Source organism: Solirhodobacter sp. (genome assembly GCF_964715405.1).
On sequence record NZ_CBAICG010000026.1, the window covers coordinates 16,228 to 37,498 of the forward strand.

Sequence of the window (21,271 nt, forward strand, 5' to 3'; positions counted from 1 at the left end):
CGCAAGCTGAATCCTTCCGGGGGGCGAGATGCTCGAACTGAACGCGAAACCGAAGGCCGCGCCTGCGGCAGGGCTGGTCAAGGACTCGTCGGACATGACCTTCATGGCCGATGTGATCGACGCCTCCAAAGAGGTGCCGGTGATCGTCGATTTCTGGGCACCCTGGTGCGGGCCCTGCAAGACGCTTGGCCCCCAGCTTGAAGCGGCGGTCGCCGCGGCGGCGGGCAAGGTGAAGATGGTCAAGATCAACGTGGACGAAAACCCCGGCATCGCCGGGCAGTTGCGCATCCAGTCGATCCCGACGGTCTACGCCTTCTTTGACGGCAAGCCGGTCGATGGCTTTCAGGGCGCCGTTCCGGCCTCCGAGGTGAAGGTCTTCGTGCAGAAGCTGGCGGACATGGCCGGTGACGGCGGGCTGGCCGATGCGCTGGCTGCCGCCGAGACGATGCTCGACGAAGGCGCGGCGGTGGACGCCGCCGAGACCTTCGCCGCGATCCTGGAGGAGGATCCGGCCAACGCCGCCGCCTATGGCGGGCTGGTGCGGTCGCACCTCGCGCTCGACAACCTCGATCAGGCCGAGGCGTTGTTGAACGCCGCCCCCGCCGCCATCACCAAGGCGAAGGAAGTGGAGGCCGGGCGCGCCGCGCTTGACCTGAAACGGCAGGCCGCCAAGGCGGGCCCCGCCGACGCCTTGCGCGCCGCCGTCGCGGCCGATCCGGCCGATGCACAGGCGCGCTATGACCTCGCGCTCGCGCTCCATGCGCAGGGCGACGTCGAGGGTGCGGTGGACGAACTGCTGGACCTGTTCCGCCGCGACCGCGAGTGGAACGCGGGCGCGGCCAAGACGCAGCTGTTCAAGATATTCGACACGCTGAAGGCGCAGGATCCGATCGTGCTGAAGGGCCGCCGCAAACTCTCGTCCATGATATTTGCCTGATCGCGGTTGCGGCCTAGGTCATGGGCATGAGCAAACGCACGGATCTGCCCGGTGTCATCCCGCTGTTCCCGCTTTCGGGTGCACTGCTGTTGCCGCGCGCCCGGTTGCCTCTGCATCTGTTCGAGCCGCGCTATCTGGCGATGCTGGAGGATGCACTGAAGACGCCGGACCGGCTGATCGGCATGATCCAGCCGCGCGAGGTTCCGGGCGGGGGCGGGAAGCGCCTGCAGGCGATCGGCTGCGCCGGTCGTGTCACCGCCTTCTCGGAAACCGAGGACGGGCGCTACATGATCACGCTGACCGGAATCTCGCGGTTCCGGGTGGTGAAAGAGGTTTCGGGCTTCACCCCATATCGGCGGGCCGAGATCGACGCCGCCGGGTTCGAGCGTGACCGGGGCGGCCCCGAGACCGATCCGCGGTTCGACCGCGCGCCGTTCCTTGACCTGCTCGGCCGCTATTTCGCGGCGATGGACCTGTCGACCGACTGGGGCAGCCTGAAGGACGCCGAGCCCGAACTGCTGATCGACTCGCTGTCGATGCTGTGCCCGTTCGCGCCCGAGGACCGGCAGGCGCTTCTAGAAGCGCCGAGCCTGACGACCCGGCGCGAGACGCTGGTGACATTGTTCGAATTTGCCCTGCGGGGCGGCACCTCCGAGGAGATGATGCAATGACCGATATCGACAGCCCGATCGGCCGCCCCGAGGTGCCGCACCTCTTCGACCGCCGGATGCTGGAGGCACTGGTCTGCCCGGTGACGCAGGGCCCGCTGGCCTACGACGCCGACCGCCAGGAACTGGTCTCGCGCGCCGCGCATCTGGCCTTCCCGATCCGCGGCGGCATCCCGATCATGCTGGTCAACGAAGCGCGCGCGATCGACTAGAGCGCCCCGAACTTTCGGTCCTCAAATATCCTCGGGCGGTGCGGGGGGCAGACAGCCCCCCGCCCTGTTTCAGATCTGCCGCCCCTGCAACAGCCTCGGCAGGTCGCCCGCCAGCCCGGCCGCCTCGCGGATGAAGCGGCGGCGCAGGCCGGGCAAGGCGTTCACCAGGCCAAGGCCCAGATCGCGGCCCGCGCGCAGGACCGGGTTGTCGTTCGAGAAGAGCCGGTTGACGGTATCCATCCCAAGCGCCAGCGTGGTCGAGTCGAACCGCCGCCAGCGCTGGTAGCGTTCCAGCACATCCGCGGCACCGATATCCTCGCCCCGACGCCGCGCCTTGATCACAACCTCTGCCAGCGCCCCCACATCGCGCAACCCGAGGTTCAGGCCCTGCCCGGCGATCGGGTGCACGCCATGCGCGGCATCGCCGACCAGCGCCACGCGGTCGGCGACAAAGCTATTGGCCAGCGTCAGGTTCAGCGGATAGCTGAACCGCTTGCCTGCGAGGCTGAGCGTGCCGAGGTAGTCGCCCACCCGTTCGCGCAGCGCGGCCAGATAGCCCGCGTCGTCCAGCGACTGAATGGCGCGGGCGGTCTCCTCGCGCTCGCTCCAGACGATGGCGCTGCGGTTGCCGGTCAGCGGCAGGATCGCCAGCGGCCCGGCGGGGGTGAAGACCTGTTGCGCAAGGCCGTTGTGCGGCTTTTCGTGACCGATGGCGCAGACCAGCGCCGTCTGGCCGTAGCCCCAGCCGGTGCGGCTGATCCCGGCGCGTGTCGCGGTGCCGCTGGTGCGCCCGTCGCAGCCGACCAGCAGGCGGGCCGACAGCGTGCGCCCCGAGGCGAGCGTGACGGTGATCCCGCCGGGCGTCGCGGCTTGCGCGACCACGGCCTCGCCGGACACCTGCGTGATCCGCGGCTCGGCGGCCATCGCCGCAAAGAAGGCGTGGCGCAGGTGGCGGTCTTCCAGCATGAAGCCCATCGGCCCCTCTTCCAGCTCGCCATTGGCGAAGTCGAGGAAGAACGGCGCCGGGCCCTGACCGACGCGGCCATCCGAGGCGCGGATGCCGAGGATCGGCTGCGCAAGGGTCGCGATGCCATCCCAGACGCCGATCGCCTGCAAGAGCCGCTGCGAGGCGAGCGCCAGCGCATAGGCGCGGCCGTCGAAGCCGTCATCGGCCCGCGCGGCCTCGGCCAGCGTGTCGATCACGGTGACGGTCAGCCCCCCCTGTGCAAGGGCCAGCGCAAGCGCCGGGCCGTTCAGCCCGCCGCCGATGATCAGGATGTCGCTTTCAGGTTCCATGCCCGGCAATATGGCCGCCGTGTCGGGATTGTCCATGCGCTGCTGTGCCGCTACCGTCGCGCAAAGCGCGGCAGGAGGCGGCAATGGCGGCAGAGTGGCTGGAAATGACGGCGGCGGACCTCGGGCGCGGGATCGAGGCCGGAGAGATCAGTCCCGTCGCGTTGACCGAGGCGTTTCTGGAGGCGATCCGGGGCCACCGGCACCGCGACCGCATCTATGCCCGCCTGACCGAAAGCCGCGCGCTGGCCGAGGCGGCGGCGGCGCATGACCGGGCCAAGGCCGGACTGCGGCGCGGGCCGCTGGACGGTGTGCCGCTCAGCTGGAAAGACCTGTTCGACACGGCGGGGGTGGCGACCGAGGCGGGATCTGCCCTGCTGGCGGGTCGGGTGCCGCAGCGGGATGCGCGCGTCCTGCGCAATGCGACGGCGGCGGGGCTGGTGTGCCTTGGCAAGACGCACATGTCGGAACTCGCGTTCTCGGGTCTCGGGCTCAATCCGGTCACCGCGACTCCCCCCTGTGTCAATGACGCGGCGGCGGTGCCGGGCGGGTCATCGTCGGGGGCGGCGGCCTCGGTCGCCTTCGGGCTGGCCCCGGCCGCGATCGGGTCGGATACCGGCGGATCGGTGCGCATCCCGGCGGCCTGGAACGACCTTGTCGGGCTGAAGACCACGCATGGGCGGCTATCGGCCGAGGGGGTGGTGCCGCTGGTCGAAAGCTTCGACACCGTCGGCCCGCTGACCCGCAGTGTCGAGGATGCGGCCCTGTTGCTGGCGGTGCTGGAGGGTGGCCATGGCGCCGACCTGCGCGGCGCGCGGCTGGAAAGCGCACGGCTGATGGTGCTGGAAACGGCGGCACTGGACCAGTTGCGCGACGCCCCCCGGCGCGGGTTCGAGGCGGCGGTGGCGCGGCTGCGCGATGCGGGCGCGGTGATCGAGGCGCGCCCGGCGCCCGAGGTCGACGAGGCGCTAGGGCTGACGGCGCCGCTGTTCAACGCCGAGGCCAACGCGATCTGGCGTGACACCATCGCCGCCGCGCCGGAAAAGATGTTCGTCCGCATCCGCGAACGGTTTGAAAGCGGCGCCGCGATCACCGGCCCCGACCATGTTGCCGCCTGGCGCCGGATGCGGGCGCTGCGCGCGATCTGGGCGGAACGGGTGGCGGGCTACGACGCGGTGCTGCTGCCGACATCCCCGATTCTGCCGCCCGATGCCGCGCGGCTGATGACCGATGCCGACTACTACGTCAGCGAAAACCTGCTGGGGCTGCGCAACACGCGGATCGCCAACCTGTTCGGCCTCTGCGCGTTGACCCTGCCGACCGGCGTGCCCTCGGCCGGATTGATGCTGATGGGCGTGCCAAATGGCGAGGAGCGCCTGCTGCGGCTTGGCGCGGCCGCCGAGGCGGCGTTGGCAATCCGGCGAAAAAGCCACAATCCCGCCTGACAAGCGACGGGCAAGTCAGCGTTTTTCTGGACCGCGGGGAATTTGGGCGGTATCGTTGCAGGCAATCGGGGCGATATGACCCCGAAATTGAGGCAGCAGATGAATTTCCCCGAACGGTTCTCGGACCTGCCAGAATACGCATTTCCGCGCCTGCGCGGATTGCTCGACTCGCACGCCCCCGGCGGCGAGGCGATTTCGATGACCATCGGCGAGCCGCAACACCCCGCACCGGGGTTCGTCGGCGAGGTGCTGGCGGCGAATCTGGGCGGCTTCGGGAAGTATCCGCCGAACGACGGCACGCCGGAACTGCTGAGCAACATCGCGGGCTGGCTGCACCGCCGTTATGGCGCCACGCTTGATCCCGCGCGCCAGATCATGGCGCTGAACGGCACGCGGGAAGGGCTGTTCAACGCGCTGATCGCGATCTGCCCCGAGGCCAAGCAGGGCCGCCGCCCGGTGGTGCTGACACCGAACCCGTTCTATCAGGTCTACGCGGTCGCGGCGCTCGCGGTGGATGCAGAGCCGGTCTATGTGCCCGCCACCGCCGCCACCGGGTTCCTGCCCGATTACGCCAGCCTGCCCGCCGAGGTGCTGAACCGGGTGGCGGTCGCCTACCTCTGTTCACCGTCGAACCCGCAGGGGGCGGTGGCCTCGCGCGATTATCTGGCCGCGCTGATCGCGCTGGCCGAGGCGCATGATTTCGTGATCTTCGCCGACGAGTGCTATTCCGAGATCTACCGCGACACCGCGCCGGTGGGGGCGTTGCAGGTTGCCGCCGAGATCGGCGCCGACCCGGAACGGGTGTTCGTCTTCCACTCGCTGTCGAAGCGGTCGAACCTGCCGGGGCTGCGGTCGGGCTTTGTCGCGGGCGGGCCGCAGGGTCTGGCCCGGATCAAGCAGTTGCGCAACTATGCCGGCGCGCCGCTGCCGCTGCCGTTGCAGCGGGTGGCCGAGCGCGCCTGGGCCGACGAGGCGCATGTGGTGGAAAACCGCGCGCTCTATCAGGAGAAGTTCCGCATCGCCGACGAGGTCTTCGCGGGCCTGCAGGGCTTCAAGGGCCCGGCGGGCGGGTTCTTCCTCTGGCTGCCGGTCGAGGATGGCGAGGCGGCGGCGCTGCGGCTGTGGCAAGAGACCGGGGTGCGGGTTCTGCCCGGCGCCTATCTCAGCCGCGCGGTCAAGGGTGACAATCCGGGCAAGGGCTACATTCGCGTCGCGATGGTGGCTCCAAAACAAGAAATGCAGCGCGGGCTGATCCGGCTCCGCGACTGTCTTTATCGGTGAGGGCGAGAACAGGCATGGCTTCGTATCAGATCAGGCAACGCGATCCGCTTCTGGACCAGAACATGCAGGCGGTGCTGGAACGGCGCGGCAAGGAACTGCTTGGCCTCGCGCTGATCGCGGCCGGGCTGATCGCGGCGGTCGTGCTGGGATCCTATGCGCCAGGCGATCCGGGCTGGATGGCCGAGACGCATGCCCCGGTGCAGAACCTGCTGGGCCGGATCGGGGCGACCATCGCCTCGCCGCTGATCGTGATCGCCGGGCTGGGCGCCTGGGGGCTGCCGCTGACGTTCCTGGCCTGGGGCGCGCGGCTGGTCGGCCACCGTGGCGAGGACCGGGTGATGAACCGGATGATCTTCGCGCCGATCGCCATCGCGATGGGGTCGATCTTTGCCTCGACGCACACTCCTTCGGGCGACTGGGGCCATGCCTTCGGGCTGGGCGGGCTGTTCGGCGACACCGTGCTGGGCACGCTGGTGGGCATGGTTCCGTTCGGCGTGGCCTTCGCGCTGAAGTTCCTGTCGCTGGCGACCGGGCTCGCCTTCCTCTCGCTGATGCTGTTCGTGCTGGGCTGCGACATGGCCGAGTTGCGGTTGGCGGGGCGCTTCCTGCTGATCGGCACGATCCGCAGCTACGACATGCTGCTGCGCCTTGCGCAACGCGGCGCGGCCGGCACGGTCCACGTGGCGCAGGTCGGCGCGGCAGGGTCGCTGAAAGCGGCGCAACGCGTGCAGGAACGCCAGCGCGCCCGCCGCGCCACGATGCCCGAGGAAACCGAGGGGCTGACGCCCGCCCCGTTGTCGGCCCGTGGCGCGACCCTGCGCGCCGCCGCCGCCAGCCAGACCCACTGGGAGGCGCCGCGCCTGCCGGTTGCCGCGCCGCCCGCCCCGGCCGCCGCGCCGCGCGGGTCGTTCCTGAGCCGGATGCCCGCGCTGGTCAAGCGCGCGGCCGAGCCCGAGCCGGAACTGGTCGAGCAGCCGTTCCCGGACGGCGACTTTGGCGAGGGGCCGAGCGAAGACCGCATCCGGGCCCGCATCGCCCATGCGATCAACGCCCGCTCGCGGGCGGAACCGCCGGTGCAGGCGCCATCGCGCGACGAGTTGAAACCGCGGTTCCGTGGTCCCAAACCGCTGGTGGCCGATGTCCGTCCGGCGCTGCCGTTGCAGCCCGCCCCGCTGGGCCGGGCCGAGCCGCCGGTGGCCGGTCGCAAACCGCTGTCGATGCCGCTGCCGCCGCAACCCGCGGTCACCTCGTCCGCTCCGTTCATCGAGATGCCCGAGGAAGATGCCGACGGGTTCGACCGGCTGGATGCCGAGGAACCGCCGATCGCGCTGGCCGAGGCGCCGCGCCTTGTGCCGCAGGCCCCCGAGGTGCGCCGCGTGGTGCAGCCGGTGGCGCGCAAGCCCGCGCCGCCGTCGCGTCAGGCGCAATCCGAAGCGCAGCCCCGGCTGCTGTTCGAAGATCTCGCCGCCGCCTACCAGACCCCACCCCTGGGGCTTCTGACCAATCCGGTCGTCATTCAGCGCCACCATCTGGCGGAAGACGCGCTGGAGGAGAACGCGCGGATGCTGGAATCCGTGCTGGACGATTACGGCGTGAAGGGCGAGATCGTGTCGGTCCGCCCCGGTCCGGTTGTCACGCAATATGAACTCGAACCCGCACCGGGATTGAAGGCCAGCCGCGTGATCGGGCTGGCCGACGACATCGCCCGCAGCATGTCGGCGCTGTCGGCGCGCGTCTCGACCGTGCCGGGCCGCAGCGTCATCGGCATCGAACTGCCGAACGCCATCCGCGAAAAGGTCGTGCTGCGCGAGATCCTCTCGGCGCGCGACTTCGGCGACAGCAACATGCGGTTGCCGCTGGCCCTTGGCAAGGACATCGCGGGGGAACCCGTGATCGCCAACCTGGCCAAGATGCCCCACCTGCTGATCGCGGGCACCACGGGTTCCGGCAAGTCGGTCGCGATCAACACGATGATCCTGTCGCTCTTGTACAAGCTGTCGCCGGAGGAATGCCGGTTGATCATGATCGACCCGAAGATGCTGGAACTGAGCGTCTACGACGGCATCCCGCACCTGCTTTCCCCCGTCGTGACCGACCCCAAGAAGGCGGTCGTCGCGCTCAAGTGGGTGGTGGGCGAGATGGAGGAACGCTATCGCAAGATGTCCAAGCTGGGCGTGCGCAACATCGAGGGCTACAACGGCCGCGTCCGCGAGGCGCTGGCCAAGAACGAGATGTTCCGCCGCACGATCCAGACCGGGTTTGACGACGAAACCGGCGACCCGGTGTTCGAGACCGAGGAATTCGAGCCCAAGACGATCCCCTACATCGTCGTCGTCGTGGACGAGATGGCCGACCTGATGATGGTGGCGGGCAAAGAGATCGAGGCCTGCATCCAGCGCCTGGCGCAGATGGCGCGGGCGAGCGGCATTCACCTGATCATGGCGACGCAGCGGCCTTCGGTCGATGTCATCACCGGCACGATCAAGGCGAACTTCCCGACCCGGATTTCGTTCCAGGTGACCAGCAAGATCGACAGCCGCACCATTCTGGGCGAGCAGGGGGCCGAGCAACTGCTGGGCATGGGCGACATGCTCTACATGGCGGGCGGTGCCAAGATCACCCGCATCCACGGCCCCTTCGTCAGCGACGAAGAGGTCGAGGAGATCGTCAACCACCTCAAATCCTATGGCCCGCCGGAATACATGTCGGGGGTGGTCGAAGGCATCGAGGATGACAAGGCCGACGACATCGACCAGGTGCTGGGCCTCAGCGTCGGCGAGGGCGACGATGCGCTTTACGATCAGGCGGTGGCGGTGGTGCTGAAAGACCGCAAGTGCTCCACCTCCTACATCCAGCGCAAGCTTGGCATCGGCTACAACAAGGCCGCCAAGCTGGTCGAGCAGATGGAAGAGCACGGGTTGGTCACCACCGCGAACCACGTCGGCAAGCGCGAGATTCTGGTGCCCGAGCAGTAACGCCTAACCGCGCGTCCACTTCAGCGTCAGGCTCGCCTCGGCCTTGGCGTCGGCGAAAATGACGTGGCCCGAGCCCGAAACGGTCAGGCCCACGTCGATCTCGGACAGCCGCAGGCCCTTGTCGTCGTCGGCCTTGCTGTCCGTCAGGATGGCGTCGATCGCCTGCTTGACGCCGGCCCAACTGTCGAGAAAGGCCTGACCGGAAACCGCCCTCACCGGCCCGCCAAGGCGCATCATGTCGGGCGGCGCAAGCTCGTCGAGGGTGGTGGCGCGGGAGATGGGGGCATCGTGAACGTAAAGCGTGAAACTGTCGGGCATGGCGAGTCTCCGGGTGTCGGGGCAGGCACAGGATAGCACAACCGCAGGCGGATCGCCGTCTTATGATCGGGCGAGATGTCGCGGGGGGATGGCATCCCGGACCGCACGCGATTACATCGAAGCCATGACCCGCATCCGATCCCTTCTCGCCGCCGTGACGCTGATCCTGCTGCCCGCAGCCGGAAGCGCGCAGGAGATTCCGCTTGCCGATCTGTCAGCCTATCTCAACAGCCTGACCACCGCCGAGGCGACGTTCAGCCAGCAGAACGCCGATGGCTCGGTGTCTACCGGGCATCTTTACATCCACCGGCCGGGCCGCGCGCGCTTTGAGTATGATCCGCCGGATCGCAGCCTGGTGATTGCAAGCTCGGACTCGGTCGGGGTGTTCGATCCGAAGTCGAACACGCCGCCGGCCCAGTATCCGCTGGGCCGCACGCCGCTGAACCTGATCCTGGCGCGCAACATCGACCTGTCGCGGGCGCGCATGGTGGTGTCGCATCACGCCATGGGGGAAAGCACGGTCGTGGTGGCGGAAGACCCCGACCACCCGGAATACGGCACCATCGCGCTGGTCTTCAGCGCCAATCCCGTCGCCTTGCGGCAATGGGTGGTGACCGACGACACGGGCGGGCAGACCACCGTCACCCTGTCGAAGCTGACAACCGGGGGCGTGATGGGAGATTCCCTTTTCGACATGGCGGCCGAGGCCGCGCGGCGCGACGGGCGTTAAAGCGAATTGCGTTTATCTGCCACGACGACATCAGGATTCGCCTAGGTTCTGGGGCGAATTCTGATTCACGATAAACGCAATTTGCTTTAGCGGATGCCGCAGGACTGCAACTGCCGGGCGTAGGTGTCCGAGCGCGCCTGCACCTTGGCCGAGACCGCGATCAGCCAGCTTTTGCTGGCATAGGAGCGCGACTGGTAGCCGGCGATGCCGTCGTGATAGGCAAGATACTGGTCGCGCGCGTCGGTCTTGGGGATGCCCGCAGAGCGGGTTGCCTTGTCCATGTACCAGCCCATGAAGTCGGTGGCGTCGCGGATGTCCTTGCGGTTGGCACCAGAGTTGCCGGTCTCGCGCTTGTAGTCTTCCCAGGTCGAATCCAGCACCTGCGCGTAGCCAAGCGCCGACGACGCGCGCCCCATCGGGATCACGCCGAGGGCGAAACGGTAGGGTGTGCGGGCGTTGCCGACGAATTTCGATTCCTGGTGGATCGTCGCCATCTGCACATAGATCGGCACCCCCCAGCGGCGTTCGGCAGTGCGCATGGCGCGCAGATAGCTCGGCCGCTCGCGCACGATGGCGCAGGCATCGTCGAGATTGCGGGGGGGAGAATAGTTCTCCCCGCAGGATGCGAGTATCAGCAGCAGCAACGCTGCGCGAAGAAACCTGCTCATCTGCCTCACATGCTCTTGTTTTGCAGAGAGGATACGGGAAAACCCCGCGCGAGGAAATGCCCCGGGTGCAAGCGTTGCGAAATTAACGACGTTTTGTCACGGCAACCGGCCCGGCGCATGGGCCCAACTGTCGGGCAATGGACCACAATCCCCTCCGGCTTTTTCGATGCAGGCGGATGGACAAGCGCCGCCCGGCGGGATTAGTAAACATGTGTGGGGGACGACACGATGCAGACCGCGCAGGCGAAATATCACATCGGGCAGGTGCTGCGTCACCGCAAACACCCGTTTCGGGGGGTGGTGTTCGACGTCGACGCCATGTTCTCGAACACCGAGGACTGGTATCAGGCGATCCCCGAAGACAGCCGCCCCTCGAAGAACCAGCCGTTCTATCACCTGCTGGCCGAGAACGACCAAAGCTACTATGTGGCTTATGTGTCCGAGCAGAACCTGGTGCCCGACGAGACCGGCGAGCCGGTCGATCACCCCGATCTGCCCGACCTGTTCGGCGATTTCCAAGACGGCCGCTATCCGCTGCAGTTCCAGATGAACTGACCCTCAGGACGGCGCCCGGCGGTTGCCTGCGGGGGCCGGGGTGTGTTCAATATCCCAGCGCGCAGCCGTCCTTGCGCGGGTCCGACGCGCCTTCCAGCACACCCGTTCCGGCATTGATCCGGATCGCCTGCGCGCCGCCGATCGGCCCGTCGGGGTCGCACACGTCATGCCCCATCGCCGCCAGTTCGGCCCGCACGCTGTCGGGGTAACCATGTTCAACCTCCATCCCCTCGGGCCCCGAAAAGCTGCGCGGGGCGTCGAGCGCGTCCTGCAGGTCCATTCCGTAGGTGACGAGGTTGGTCACCACGCGCACATGGCCGTTGGGCTGATAGGCGCCGCCCATCACGCCGAAGGGCATCTCGACCCTGCCATCGCGGCGCAGCATCGCGGGGATGATCGTGTGCATCGGGCGCTTGCCGCCACCGGCCTCGTTCGGGTGCCCCTCGGCCAGCGTGAAGCCCGCGCCGCGGTTCTGGAAGTTGATGCCGAACGTCGACGAGGCGAGGCCGCAGCCGAACGCGTAGTAGACCGAGTAGATCAGCGACACCGCCATGCGGTCACGGTCGACCACGGTCAGATAGACGGTTTCGCGATGCACCGCCTCGCTGAGGTTCGCGGGGCGGGTCATCGCGCGCCTGGGGTCGATCAGCGCGGCAAGCTGCGCGGCCGTCTCGGGCGCCAGCAGATGGTCAAGCCGGGTGGTGTGATCGGGGTCGGCGATGAACCGGTTGCGGGCATCGTAGGCGAGCTTTGCCGCCTCGGCCTCCAGATGCGCGCGGGCGGCGCCGAACGGGGCGAGCGCCGCCAGATCGAAGTGGCTGAGGATGTTCAGCATCAGGATCGCGGTCGCACCCTGGCCGTTTGGCGGATGCTCGACCAGTTCCACGCCGTTGTAGGCGCCGCCGATCGGGTCGGTGTAGTCGCAGGCCGTGGCCGCGAAATCGTCGAGCGTGTGAACCCCGCCCAGCGCATTCAGCGAGCGCACCATATCCTCGGCAACCTCGCCCTCATAGAACCCGGCGCGACCCTCTTTCGCGATGCGGCGCAGCACCTCGGCCTGACCAGGCGCGCGGAACACCTGACCGGGCGTCGGCGCCTTGCCGTCGTGAAGGTAGAACTCACGCGCCACCCCCTGCAACGACCCGGCATATTGCCCCCAGTCGAACGCCGTGCGCGGCGCCACCGGCACGCCCTCGTCGGCCGCGCGGATCGCCGGGGCGAGGCTTGCGGCAAGGCCAAGCCGCCCCCAGTCGGCCGACAGGCGGCAGAAAGCGTCGATGGCGCCCGGAACGTTGGCCGCCTCCGCCGTGTCGAGCGGAACCGCCGCCAGCCCGCGGCCGCGCAACTCGGCCGCCGACAGCGCCCTGGGCGCCCGGCCCGAGCCGTTCAGCGCGACGATGCGTTCTTCCCCCGCCGGTTTCAGCAGCACGAAGCAGTCGCCGCCGATCCCGGTCATCATCGGCTCGCAAATTCCAAGCAGCACGGCGGCGCCGATGGCGGCATCGACCGCGTTGCCGCCCGCTTGAAGGATGTCGATCGCCGTCCGGCTGGCAAGCGGATGCGAGGTCGCGGCCATGCCGTTCAGGGCGAAGACGGCTGACCGGCCTGGCCGTTGAAAATCGCGCATGTCTGTTCTCCCGTGCTGCGGGGAGCCTAGGCGGGCGCTCGGGGATTTCCAAGTGGGGGCAGTGGACCTCGGCGCCGCAAACTGGGTGGGGGCTGTTTACTGCGGCGCCGAGGGAAGCCTGTGCGGCTACAGCGCCTGTCTGGCAGTCCCGTGCGGCGGTGATTTGCAGGAGCCGGGGCATTTTCAAGGCAATGTTGCCGGAACCGCGACGATTCATTGGTGGGGCGCCAATTGGGTCCGCATCAACTGAAAGCTGAGGCAGTTCCGCCCCCGCTCGCGCCGGTAGCACAGGTCTTGCGAAAGCGTCCGGATCAGGTGCCAGCCATATCCGCCCTCGGCCTGCGCGTCGGCATTCGCCGTGACGCGCAGCCGCCCCTCGGGCAGCGCGCCGCCCGGCATCGGCAGGCCGTCATCCGAGATCGCGCATACGAGCCCCTCTGCCGTCGGCCGGATACACAGTTCGATCCGGCCGGAGCCCGCGCAATAGGCATGTTCGACGATGTTGTTGAGCACTTCCGCCAGCACGATCTCGACCGTGTTCCGGTCCTCGGGGGTCGTCAGATGCGGCGCCAGACCCAGGGTCAGCGCGGCCAGGGCGCGCCGCACCGCGAAGGGGTCGCTGTCGAAGACCAGTCGAAGGTCGCCGCGATCCGGCGCTGCCAGCAGGTCACAGGGCATGGAGCCTTCCCGGGTCGACGGCCGTCGGTGCGTCGGGGTGGATCGTGAAGACCCGGTCCATCCGTGTCAGGCGGAAGACCTTTTCCACCGCCGACGTCAGGCCGGCAAGCTCCAGCGGCCGGTCCTGCGGCAGCATCTTCATCACCGCCACCACGGCGCCGAGCCCGCTCGAATCGAGGAATGTCACCCGCGACAGATCGAGGATCACCCGGTCAGACGGTTCCATGATGACGTCCCGCATCGCGTCCTTGAACCGGATCGCCACGGCGGCGTCGATCCGGGCATCCACCACATGTACCAGCAGGGCCCCGCCATGCCGTTCCGTCCGCATTTCCATGCCGTCCTCCGTCTACGATCGTGAAGGCGACCCTAGACGGCATTCCTTACCATTCGGTATGCAGGGAACAGGCATTCCGGGAGGGCGCGATGGACGCGGTGGCGATAATCGGTTCGGCGCGCACGCCGATGGGCAGTTTCCAGGGCACGCTGTCCGGTGCGGACGCCCCCGCACTGGGTGGCGCGGCCATCGCGGCGGCACTGGCGCGCGCGGGCGTGGCGCCCGACCGGGTCGAGGAACTGCTGATGGGCTGCGTCCTGGCCGCGGGTCAGGGTCAGGCGCCCGCCCGGCAGGCCGGGTTTCGCGCCGGGCTGCCGCAGACGGTTCCCGCGACCACGCTGAACAAGATGTGCGGCTCGGGCATGAAGGCCGCGATGATCGGCTTCGACCAGATCGCGCTCGGCGCGGCCGGGATCGTCGTCGCGGGCGGGATGGAAAGCATGACGAACGCGCCCTACCTGTTGCCCAAGATGCGCGGCGGTGCCCGGCTCGGCCATGCCCAGGCGATGGACCACATGTTCCTCGACGGGCTGGAGGATGCCTATGACAAGGGCCGCCTGATGGGCACCTTCGCCGAGGATTGCGCGGCCGCCTTCCAGTTCAGCCGCGACGATCAGGATGCCTACGCGCTGTCGTCGCTGACCTTCGCGCACGAGGCCCAGACCTCCGGGGCCTTCGCGGCCGAGATCGCGCCGGTCACCGTGACGGGCCGCGGTGGCGCGATCGAGGTGGCGCTGGACGAGCAGCCCCTGAACGCGCGCCCGGAGAAGATCCCGACGCTGAAGCCCGCGTTCCGGCCCGGCGGCACCGTCACCGCGGCCAACTCCTCGTCGATCTCCGATGGCGCCGCCGCCCTCGTGCTCGCGGCAGCCAGCCTCGCCGAAGCTGAGAATCTGCCGATCCGCGCCCGCATCCTCGGCCACGCCAGCCACGCCCAGGCCCCCGCCGATTTCCCGACGGCGCCGATCCCCGCCGCGCGCAAGCTCCTCGCCCGGCTCGGCTGGAGCGTGAGCGACGTCGACCTCTGGGAGGTGAACGAAGCTTTCGCCGTGGTGCCGATGGCCTTCATGCGCATCCTGGGCGTGCCGCGCGCGCAGATGAACGTGAACGGCGGGGCCTGCGCGCTGGGCCACCCGATCGGCGCCTCGGGCGCGCGGATCATCGTGACGCTGCTGCACGCGCTCGAGGCGCGCGGCCTCAAACGCGGCGTCGCCGCGATCTGCATCGGTGGCGGCGAGGGCACCGCCATCGCCATCGAGCGCCCCTGACCCTTGCTCATTCACACTGGTCAAAATATCCTCGGGGGTGAATTGGCCGCAGGCCAAGAGGGGGCAGAGAGCCCCCTCTCTCCGCTCCGCGAAAGCCGCCCGATGACCGACTACCGCGCCCTCGCCGCCCGCATCGCCACCCTGACCGCGGGCGAGACCGACCCCGTTGCCCTGATGGCCACCGTCGCCTGCGAGGTGCACCACGCCTCCGACCGCTTCGACTGGACCGGGTTCTACCGCGTCGTCGCGCCGGAATTGTTGAAGATCGGCCCTTATCAGGGCGGTCACGGCTGCCTGGTCATCCCGTTTTCGCGCGGCGTCTGCGGCGCGGCGGCGCGCACCGGGCAGGTGCAGCTTGTGCCCGATGTCGATGCCTTCCCCGGCCATATCGCCTGCGCCTCGTCCACCCGGTCCGAGATCGTGCTGCCGGTCCGCAACGGCAGGGGCGCGCTGATCGGCGTCTTCGATATCGACAGCGACCGCCCCGCCGCCTTTACCGACGACGATGCGCGCGAACTGGCTGCCATCCTTGCGCGGGCCTTTCTGCACGCGGTCTGAGTTGCAGGATGTCGCTCCGCGTCGCCGTCCGGTCGGGGCGCGGCGATCGGGGCGGTGCGGGTTGGGCCACCCTTGCGCCAGCGCCCACCTTTCACGGTATGGACGTGATCGGAGAGAGGGCGGATGTTGCACGGATCATGTCACTGCGGGTCGGTCGCGTTCGCCGTCAGCGGCCCGGCGCGCGATGTCTGGGCCTGCCATTGCGGCCAGTGTCGGCGGTGGAGCGGCCACGTCTGGGCGGCCTCCTCTGCCGCAAAGGCTGATGTGAGGCTGACCAGGCAGGACGGGTTGGCCTGGTACCGCTCATCGGGCCGGGCTGAACGGGGGTTCTGCCGCGTCTGCGGCGCGAGCCTCTTCTGGGTGCCCGAGGGCGAAGACCGCGTCGCCTTCGCCCCCGGCTGTCTTGATGCGCCAACCGGATTGCGTCTGGTGCGCCATATCTTCGTGACGGACGCTGGTGACTACTACGCTCCCGAAGGGCCGCCGCCCCCGATGGCCAGTGCCGAAGGCCGCACCTCCGCCGCCTGCCTCTGCGGCGCCTGCCGCTTCACCCTGCCGGTGCCGGTGGGCGAGGTCACCGCCTGCCACTGCACGCAATGCCGCAAGACCTCGGGCCACTACGCCGCCTCGGTCGACGTGGGCGAGGCCGACGTGGTCTGGCAGGCCAGCACCCCTTTGGCGACCTACACCATCCCCGGCGGCGGCACCCGCGGGTTCTGCGGCGATTGCGGGTCGAGCCTGTGGTTCCGTGCCGCCGATGGGGCCTTCTCGGTCGAGGCCGGATGCCTGGACGCGCCCACCGGCGGGCGGCTGACCTCCCACATCTTCGCCGCCTTCAAAGGCGATTACTACACGCTTGACGACGGGTTGCCGCAGTCGCCGGACGCCTGAGCTAAAGCCGCCGACTTGGCACCCAGGCATAGCCCGAGGGCGACAGGATCACCGCCTCGCGCAGCCCGTGCGCGGTCTTGTCGACGGGCGGCGACAGCAGGGTGGCGCCGTCGAACGCGGCCGCCCGCGCGGCCGCCGTGTCGGGATCGGTTTCGTGCAGCCGCAACTCGATCCCGCCGCCGCGCGGGCCCGCTTCGGGCAGCAGCGAGGGCAGCGGGTGGGCGCCGTAGCTCGCGTCCGAGTGCAACAGGAACACCAGCATGCCATAGCGCACGATGGCGAAATCGGCGTCGAGGCGGGGAATGGAGAGCCCGAGTACCTCGCGCAGGAACGCCGCCTCACGCCGGACATCGGCGACCAGAAGGTTGATCGTCAGCCCGGTCATCGACCGCCCGAAGGCCTCCGCCTCGACCGTTTCAAGGTCCATCCTGCCCTCCCGCTTTGCCGCATCTTGCGCCGGGGCGCGGGCTGCCGTCTAGATAGCGCCGACCCCTGCGAGGATATCGCCGATGCTGCACCTGCTTTTGTCTTTCCCGCCCGGCCACCTTGCGACCTTCATCGCGGGCGGGCTGGTGGTGAACTTCGCGCCGGGGCAGGATGTGATTTTCGCTACCGCCAGCGGCATTCGCGGCGGACCGCGCATCGGGGCCCTGGCGGGGCTGGGCGTCGGGTTCGGCGTGGTCTGGCATGTGACGCTGGCGGCGCTGGGCGTTTCGGCGGCCATCGCCGCTTGGCCGGGGGCCTTGGACGCCATCCGCTGGATCGGCGCCGCCTATCTGCTGTTTCTGGCCTGGCAAAGCTGGCGCGCACAGGGCACCCTGCCCGAGGGGCGCGGCGCGGGCCATGCCTGGTCGGCGATCCGGCGCGGGTTCCTGTCGAATGCGCTGAACCCCAAGCCGGTGCTGTTCATCCTGGCCTTCCTGCCGCAATTCACCGAGCCGGCGCTGGGTCCGATCTGGCAGCAGATCGTTCTGCTGGGCGGCATCTTCGCCTTCACCGGCACGCTGGTGACGATGGGCTACGGCGTTGTCGCGGGGTATGTGCGCCATGCGCTCGGCCGCCGGATGGCTGCGCTGAACCGGGTGGCGGCGGTGATGTTCGGCGCGCTGGCGCTGCGCCTGATTGTGGATTGAGGAGAGAGATCATGGACATAACCCTGCTTGACGGCGGCATGGGGCAAGAGCTTCTGGCCCGCACCGGTGACGAACCGACGCCGCTTTGGGCGACCCAGGTGATGCTGGATCATCCCGACGTGGTGCGCGAAATCCATGCCGACTACTTCGCTGCCGGGGCCACGGTGGCGACGACAAACACCTATGCGATTCACCATGACCGGCTGGAACGCTTCGACGTCGACCACCTGTTCGAGACCCTGCACATGAAGGCGATCACGCAGGCCGAGGAGGCGCGCACGGCTCACGGCAGCGGGCGCATCGCCGGCTCGCTGGGCCCGCTGGTCGCGACCTACCGGCCGGAAACCTGCCCGCCGGTGGCCGAGGCGCAGCCGAAATACGCCGAGATCGCGCGGCTGATCGGCCCGCACGTCGATCTGTTCCTGTGCGAGACGATGTCCTCGGTGATGCAGGCCGAAGGTGCGCTGGCGGGCGCGGCGGCTGGCGGCAAGCCGGTCTGGCTGTCGGTGACGGTCGATGACCGCGACGGCACCCGCCTGCGCTCGGGCGAGCCGCTGGCCGACCTCGCGCCGCTGATCGAGCGCTACCAACCCGCCGCGATCCTGTGCAACTGCTCCGTGCCCGAGGCGATGGCCGACGCGATGGCCGAGGTGGCGCAGTTCGGCCTGCCGTTCGGCGCCTATGCCAACGGCTTCACCCACATCTCGGACGCCTTCAAGCAAGACAGCCCCACCGTCGCCGCGCTGGCGGCGCGCCACGATCTGACGCCCGACCGCTATGCCGGGTTCGCGATGGGCTGGGTCGGGCAGGGCGCCACCATCGTCGGCGGCTGCTGCGAGGTCGGCCCCGCCCATATCCGCGCGCTGGCCGCGGCGCTGAAAGCGGCCGGACATCGGATCGTCTGACGCTTGACGGGGCGCGGGCGGGCGCATAGCCGGGGCGCATGAGCGACAGTTACGCCCCGCCCGACGAGCCCCTGCGCATCGTCCACGCCGATCAGCACCTGCTGGTGCTGAACAAACCCGCGGGGCTGCTGTCGGTGCCGGGCAAGGGCGCGCATCTGGCCGATTGCCTGATCACCCGCGCTCAACGGGTCTACCCCGCGGCGCTGCTGGTGCACCGGCTCGACCGCGATACTTCGGGGTTGATCGTCTATGCGCTGACCAAGGCGGCGCAGCGGTTCCTGAGCCTCGAATTCGAGGAGCGGCGGGTGAAGAAGGTCTACATGGCCCGGCTCTGGGGGCTGCTGGAACCGAAGACCGGCACCGTGGACCTGCCGCTGACCGTCGACTGGCCAAACCGCCCGTTGCAGCACGTCAACCACGAAACCGGCCGCCCGGCGCAAACCGACTGGCGCGTGGTGCGGCACGAGGACGGCACGACACGGGTGCGGCTGATGCCGAAGACCGGGCGCAGCCACCAGTTGCGGGTGCACATGCTGGCGCTGGGTCACCCGATCCTTGGCGACCCGTTCTACGCCACCGGCCCCGCGCGCGACTTCCCGCGCCTGATGCTGCACGCCGAAAGCCTGAAGATCAATCACCCCGACGGCGGGCGGGGGCTGACCTTCTCGGTGCCGGCGCCTTTCTGAACCCTCATTCATCTTGGCGGAGAATATCCCCGCCGAAGGCATCCGGCTTTGGCCACAGGAGCCTCCGGCGGGAGTATTTTGCCCAAGAAGATGCGCAGGAGTCAGAGGTCGAGGGCGACCTTGCGCCCTTCATGGAAGGCGAAGGGGGCCAACCGGGGGGCGGCGGCGTCGCCGATCAGGCGGATGTGGAGGTCGGGGAGCGCGGCCGAGAGCGGGTCAAAGCTGCGGTTGGTGGTGGACATGACGAGGGCGGAGGCAGGGATGCGCTCTTCATGGCCGTCGAGCAGGCTGCGGACGGTGGCGCCGTCGCCGTGCCATTCGGCGATCAGATGGTCGGTCAGCATCCGCACCCCGAGGCGCGCAAGGCGCTGGCGCAGCGGCAGGTCGGCGTTGGTGCGGGCGATCTCTTTGCCGACAAAGGCTTCCGGGGTGACGAGGGTCACACGCTTGCCCTGTTCGGCCAGCGCCCAGGCGGTGCCGTTGCCGCGCCAATGGCTGCCCTCGTCATAGAGGATCACCGTCTCGCCGATCCTCGCCTCGCGGCGCATCACCTCTTCGGGCGAGAAGACGCGGCCGTGGTCGAGGCCGGGCAGGCGGTCCAATTGCGGCAGTCCGCGTTGCGAAAAGCCCTCGTCCGGCAGTGAGCCGGTGGCAAGGATCACCACCTCGGGCGCGCGGGTGCGGATGTCGTCGGCGTCGAGGTAGGCATTGAGCGTCAGCTTCACCTGAAGCTTTGTGAACTGGCGTTCATACCAGTTCATCAGGTCGATGATCTGGGCCCTGCGGGGCTGCAGGCCGGCCAACCGGAACTGGCCGCCGATCTGTGGCGCCGCCTCGACGATTTCCACCTGATGGCCGCGCTCGGCGGCGACGCGGGCGGCCTCCAGCCCCGCCGGTCCGGCGCCGACGACCAGCACGCGCTTGGGGGCGGCCGAGCGGGTGAAGCGGTCGCCGCCCCATTCGAACTCGCGTCCCGCCGAGGGATTGACGAGGCAGGAAATCCAGTAGTCGCGGGAACGGCGGCCCCAGCACATCTGGTTGCAGGAGATGCAGCCGCGCACATCCTCGACGCGGCCCTGCGCGGTCTTGGCGGCCAGGTGGGGGTCGGCGATCTGGCCGCGCACGATCGAAACCAGATCGGCCTCGCCGGAGGCGATCACCGCCTCGCCATTGTCGGGGGTGCGGATATGCGCCTCGGAGGTGACCCTGGCGTGCTTCAGCAGTCCTTTCAGCACCTTGGTGAAGGGCGCCGTCAGCTTCTCGCCATGCACGAAGGTGGGGATCAGATGGTCGAAGTCGAGGTAGCCGCCCGCGCCGCAGGTGACGTAGTCGACGTGACCGGTGGCATCGTGCAGCGCCACGACCTCGGCCAGCGCCTCGCCCTTTAGCGTGACCGGGTCGGCGTCGGAGGTGGAGATGGCAAGGCCGATGACGAAATCCTCGCCGCAGGCGCGGCGGATGTTCTCGATGATGGTGCGGCTCAGGCGCGTGCGGTTTTCGAGCGATCCGCCCCAGCGGTCGTCGCGCCGGTTGCTCCAGGGCGTCCAGAACTGATCCAGCAGCGAGTGGTAGGCGGCCCAGACCTCCACCCCCTGAAAACCGCCCGCCTTGCAGCGCAGCGCGGCGGCGGTGTGGGCCGCGATGATCTCCTGAATCTCGGCCTCGGTCATCGCGTGGCTGCCGTCGCTGTCGTGGTAACTCGGCATCCCGGAGGGGCCCCAACCCGGCGCGAAGGAAAGGTCGGCGTCGCTGTGCTGGCCAACGGAGTAGAGTTGTTGCAGGACGACCGCGCCCGCCTCTTTCACCGGCTCGGTGACGGTGCGGAAATGCGGGATCACCGCGTCGGTGGAGTGTCGGAAGTTGCCGCGCGTCAGCACCGCCGTGCGGTGGACCGGCATCGGTTCGGCCACGATCATCGCCGCCCCGCCAAGCGCGCGTTCCAGCAGGTAGCCGCCGAAACGGGGGCCGGGCAGCCCGTCATCCGACATGTTGGCGGTATGAGCGCCAAAGACGATGCGGTTGCGCAAGCTGTGGCCGCGCAGGGTGAGGGGCGACATCAGGCGGGGGTGGGCGGTCATGGCATCCTCCGGGGTTGGGCGGATGCTA

The 21,271-nt window shown here is 68.9% G+C and carries 22 protein-coding genes; 14 read left to right on the top strand and 8 right to left on the bottom strand.

The window, feature by feature from the left end; translation table 11 throughout:
- The first annotated feature begins 28 nt into the window (after positions 1 to 28).
- From AC11WY_RS12540 to AC11WY_RS12550, 3 genes are read left to right on the top strand one after another with little or no spacing between them, the layout of a single operon-like run.
- The gene (locus AC11WY_RS12540; RefSeq protein ID WP_482925957.1) at positions 29 to 937 is read left to right on the top strand and encodes a tetratricopeptide repeat protein; all 909 of its coding nucleotides are present in this window, start codon (positions 29 to 31) and stop codon (positions 935 to 937) included.
- A gap of 26 nt (positions 938 to 963) precedes the next feature.
- Positions 964 to 1,608: an LON peptidase substrate-binding domain-containing protein gene (locus AC11WY_RS12545; RefSeq protein ID WP_482925959.1), complete on the top strand. Its 645-nt coding sequence runs from the start codon at positions 964 to 966 to the stop codon at positions 1,606 to 1,608.
- Positions 1,605 to 1,817: a Trm112 family protein gene (locus AC11WY_RS12550; protein ID WP_482925961.1), complete on the top strand. Its 213-nt coding sequence runs from the start codon at positions 1,605 to 1,607 to the stop codon at positions 1,815 to 1,817. Before AC11WY_RS12545 ends, AC11WY_RS12550 begins: the two co-directional genes overlap by 4 nt.
- Positions 1,818 to 1,886: 69 nt before the next feature.
- Here the strand turns inward: AC11WY_RS12550 and AC11WY_RS12555 are convergent, their stop codons facing one another.
- Positions 1,887 to 3,113: an FAD-dependent monooxygenase gene (locus tag AC11WY_RS12555; protein WP_482926018.1), complete on the bottom strand. Its 1,227-nt coding sequence runs from the start codon at positions 3,111 to 3,113 to the stop codon at positions 1,887 to 1,889.
- A gap of 83 nt (positions 3,114 to 3,196) precedes the next feature.
- On the opposite strand from AC11WY_RS12555, the gene AC11WY_RS12560 reads away from it, so the two are divergent.
- From AC11WY_RS12560 to AC11WY_RS12570, 3 genes are all read left to right on the top strand, one after another.
- Positions 3,197 to 4,555 (top strand): amidase, encoded by a 1,359-nt coding sequence (locus tag AC11WY_RS12560; protein WP_482925963.1) that lies wholly within the window; start codon positions 3,197 to 3,199, stop codon positions 4,553 to 4,555.
- Between the two features lie 99 nt (positions 4,556 to 4,654).
- Positions 4,655 to 5,836, top strand: coding sequence for an aminotransferase class I/II-fold pyridoxal phosphate-dependent enzyme (locus AC11WY_RS12565; protein WP_482925965.1), 1,182 nt, complete (start codon positions 4,655 to 4,657; stop codon positions 5,834 to 5,836).
- Between the two features lie 14 nt (positions 5,837 to 5,850).
- A complete protein-coding gene (locus AC11WY_RS12570; protein ID WP_482925967.1) occupies positions 5,851 to 8,811 on the top strand; it encodes a DNA translocase FtsK in 2,961 nt (986 codons plus the stop codon).
- A gap of 3 nt (positions 8,812 to 8,814) precedes the next feature.
- On the opposite strand, the gene AC11WY_RS12575 is transcribed toward AC11WY_RS12570, so the two are convergent.
- The gene (locus tag AC11WY_RS12575; RefSeq protein ID WP_482925969.1) at positions 8,815 to 9,129 is read right to left on the bottom strand and encodes a Pepco domain-containing protein; all 315 of its coding nucleotides are present in this window, start codon (positions 9,127 to 9,129) and stop codon (positions 8,815 to 8,817) included.
- 88 nt (positions 9,130 to 9,217) lie between these two features.
- On the opposite strand from AC11WY_RS12575, the gene AC11WY_RS12580 reads away from it, so the two are divergent.
- On the top strand, positions 9,218 to 9,859 hold the full coding sequence (locus tag AC11WY_RS12580) for a LolA family protein (RefSeq protein WP_482925971.1): 642 nt from the start codon (positions 9,218 to 9,220) through the stop codon (positions 9,857 to 9,859).
- Positions 9,860 to 9,945: 86 nt separating this feature from the next.
- On the opposite strand, the gene AC11WY_RS12585 is transcribed toward AC11WY_RS12580, so the two are convergent.
- A complete protein-coding gene (locus AC11WY_RS12585; protein ID WP_482925973.1) occupies positions 9,946 to 10,527 on the bottom strand; it encodes a transglycosylase SLT domain-containing protein in 582 nt (193 codons plus the stop codon).
- A 228-nt stretch (positions 10,528 to 10,755) separates the two neighbouring features.
- On the opposite strand from AC11WY_RS12585, the gene hspQ reads away from it, so the two are divergent.
- Complete coding sequence (hspQ, locus tag AC11WY_RS12590; RefSeq protein ID WP_482925975.1) at positions 10,756 to 11,082, top strand: heat shock protein HspQ; 327 nt, start codon at positions 10,756 to 10,758, stop codon at positions 11,080 to 11,082.
- A 46-nt stretch (positions 11,083 to 11,128) separates the two neighbouring features.
- Here the strand turns inward: hspQ and AC11WY_RS12595 are convergent, their stop codons facing one another.
- The 3 genes from AC11WY_RS12595 to AC11WY_RS12605 all read right to left on the bottom strand — a co-directional run bounded on the left by AC11WY_RS12595 (position 11,129) and on the right by AC11WY_RS12605 (position 13,724).
- Positions 11,129 to 12,709, bottom strand: coding sequence for a gamma-glutamyltransferase family protein (locus AC11WY_RS12595; protein ID WP_482925977.1), 1,581 nt, complete (start codon positions 12,707 to 12,709; stop codon positions 11,129 to 11,131).
- 213 nt (positions 12,710 to 12,922) lie between these two features.
- Entirely contained in the window at positions 12,923 to 13,387 is a 465-nt protein-coding gene (locus AC11WY_RS12600) for an ATP-binding protein (protein WP_482925979.1), read from the bottom strand.
- A complete protein-coding gene (locus AC11WY_RS12605) occupies positions 13,377 to 13,724 on the bottom strand; it encodes an STAS domain-containing protein (RefSeq protein WP_482925981.1) in 348 nt (115 codons plus the stop codon). The genes AC11WY_RS12600 and AC11WY_RS12605 overlap by 11 nt, the downstream gene beginning before the upstream one ends.
- Positions 13,725 to 13,813: 89 nt before the next feature.
- Between AC11WY_RS12605 and AC11WY_RS12610 the strand changes: the two genes are divergently transcribed.
- The 3 genes from AC11WY_RS12610 to AC11WY_RS12620 all read left to right on the top strand — a co-directional run bounded on the left by AC11WY_RS12610 (position 13,814) and on the right by AC11WY_RS12620 (position 16,441).
- Positions 13,814 to 14,992, top strand: a complete 1,179-nt coding sequence (locus tag AC11WY_RS12610; RefSeq protein ID WP_482925983.1) for an acetyl-CoA C-acyltransferase — start codon at positions 13,814 to 13,816, stop codon at positions 14,990 to 14,992.
- Between the two features lie 102 nt (positions 14,993 to 15,094).
- On the top strand, positions 15,095 to 15,550 hold the full coding sequence (locus AC11WY_RS12615; RefSeq protein WP_482925985.1) for a GAF domain-containing protein: 456 nt from the start codon (positions 15,095 to 15,097) through the stop codon (positions 15,548 to 15,550).
- A gap of 123 nt (positions 15,551 to 15,673) precedes the next feature.
- Complete coding sequence (locus AC11WY_RS12620; RefSeq protein ID WP_482925987.1) at positions 15,674 to 16,441, top strand: GFA family protein; 768 nt, start codon at positions 15,674 to 15,676, stop codon at positions 16,439 to 16,441.
- A 1-nt stretch (position 16,442) separates the two neighbouring features.
- Here AC11WY_RS12620 and AC11WY_RS12625 read toward each other — a convergent pair whose 3' ends face one another.
- Positions 16,443 to 16,868, bottom strand: coding sequence for a VOC family protein (locus AC11WY_RS12625; RefSeq protein ID WP_482925989.1), 426 nt, complete (start codon positions 16,866 to 16,868; stop codon positions 16,443 to 16,445).
- 82 nt (positions 16,869 to 16,950) lie between these two features.
- Here AC11WY_RS12625 and AC11WY_RS12630 point away from each other — a divergent pair, with 82 nt between their 5' ends.
- The 3 genes from AC11WY_RS12630 to AC11WY_RS12640 are packed head-to-tail and all read left to right on the top strand — an operon-like array spanning position 16,951 to position 19,165.
- A complete protein-coding gene (locus AC11WY_RS12630) occupies positions 16,951 to 17,574 on the top strand; it encodes a LysE family translocator (RefSeq protein ID WP_482925991.1) in 624 nt (207 codons plus the stop codon).
- 8 nt (positions 17,575 to 17,582) lie between these two features.
- A complete protein-coding gene (locus AC11WY_RS12635; RefSeq protein WP_482926020.1) occupies positions 17,583 to 18,479 on the top strand; it encodes a homocysteine S-methyltransferase family protein in 897 nt (298 codons plus the stop codon).
- Between the two features lie 38 nt (positions 18,480 to 18,517).
- Entirely contained in the window at positions 18,518 to 19,165 is a 648-nt protein-coding gene (locus tag AC11WY_RS12640) for a pseudouridine synthase (RefSeq protein ID WP_482925993.1), read from the top strand.
- 101 nt (positions 19,166 to 19,266) lie between these two features.
- Here AC11WY_RS12640 and AC11WY_RS12645 read toward each other — a convergent pair whose 3' ends face one another.
- The gene (locus tag AC11WY_RS12645; RefSeq protein ID WP_482925995.1) at positions 19,267 to 21,243 is read right to left on the bottom strand and encodes an oxidoreductase; all 1,977 of its coding nucleotides are present in this window, start codon (positions 21,241 to 21,243) and stop codon (positions 19,267 to 19,269) included.
- Positions 21,244 to 21,271 lie beyond the last annotated feature (28 nt).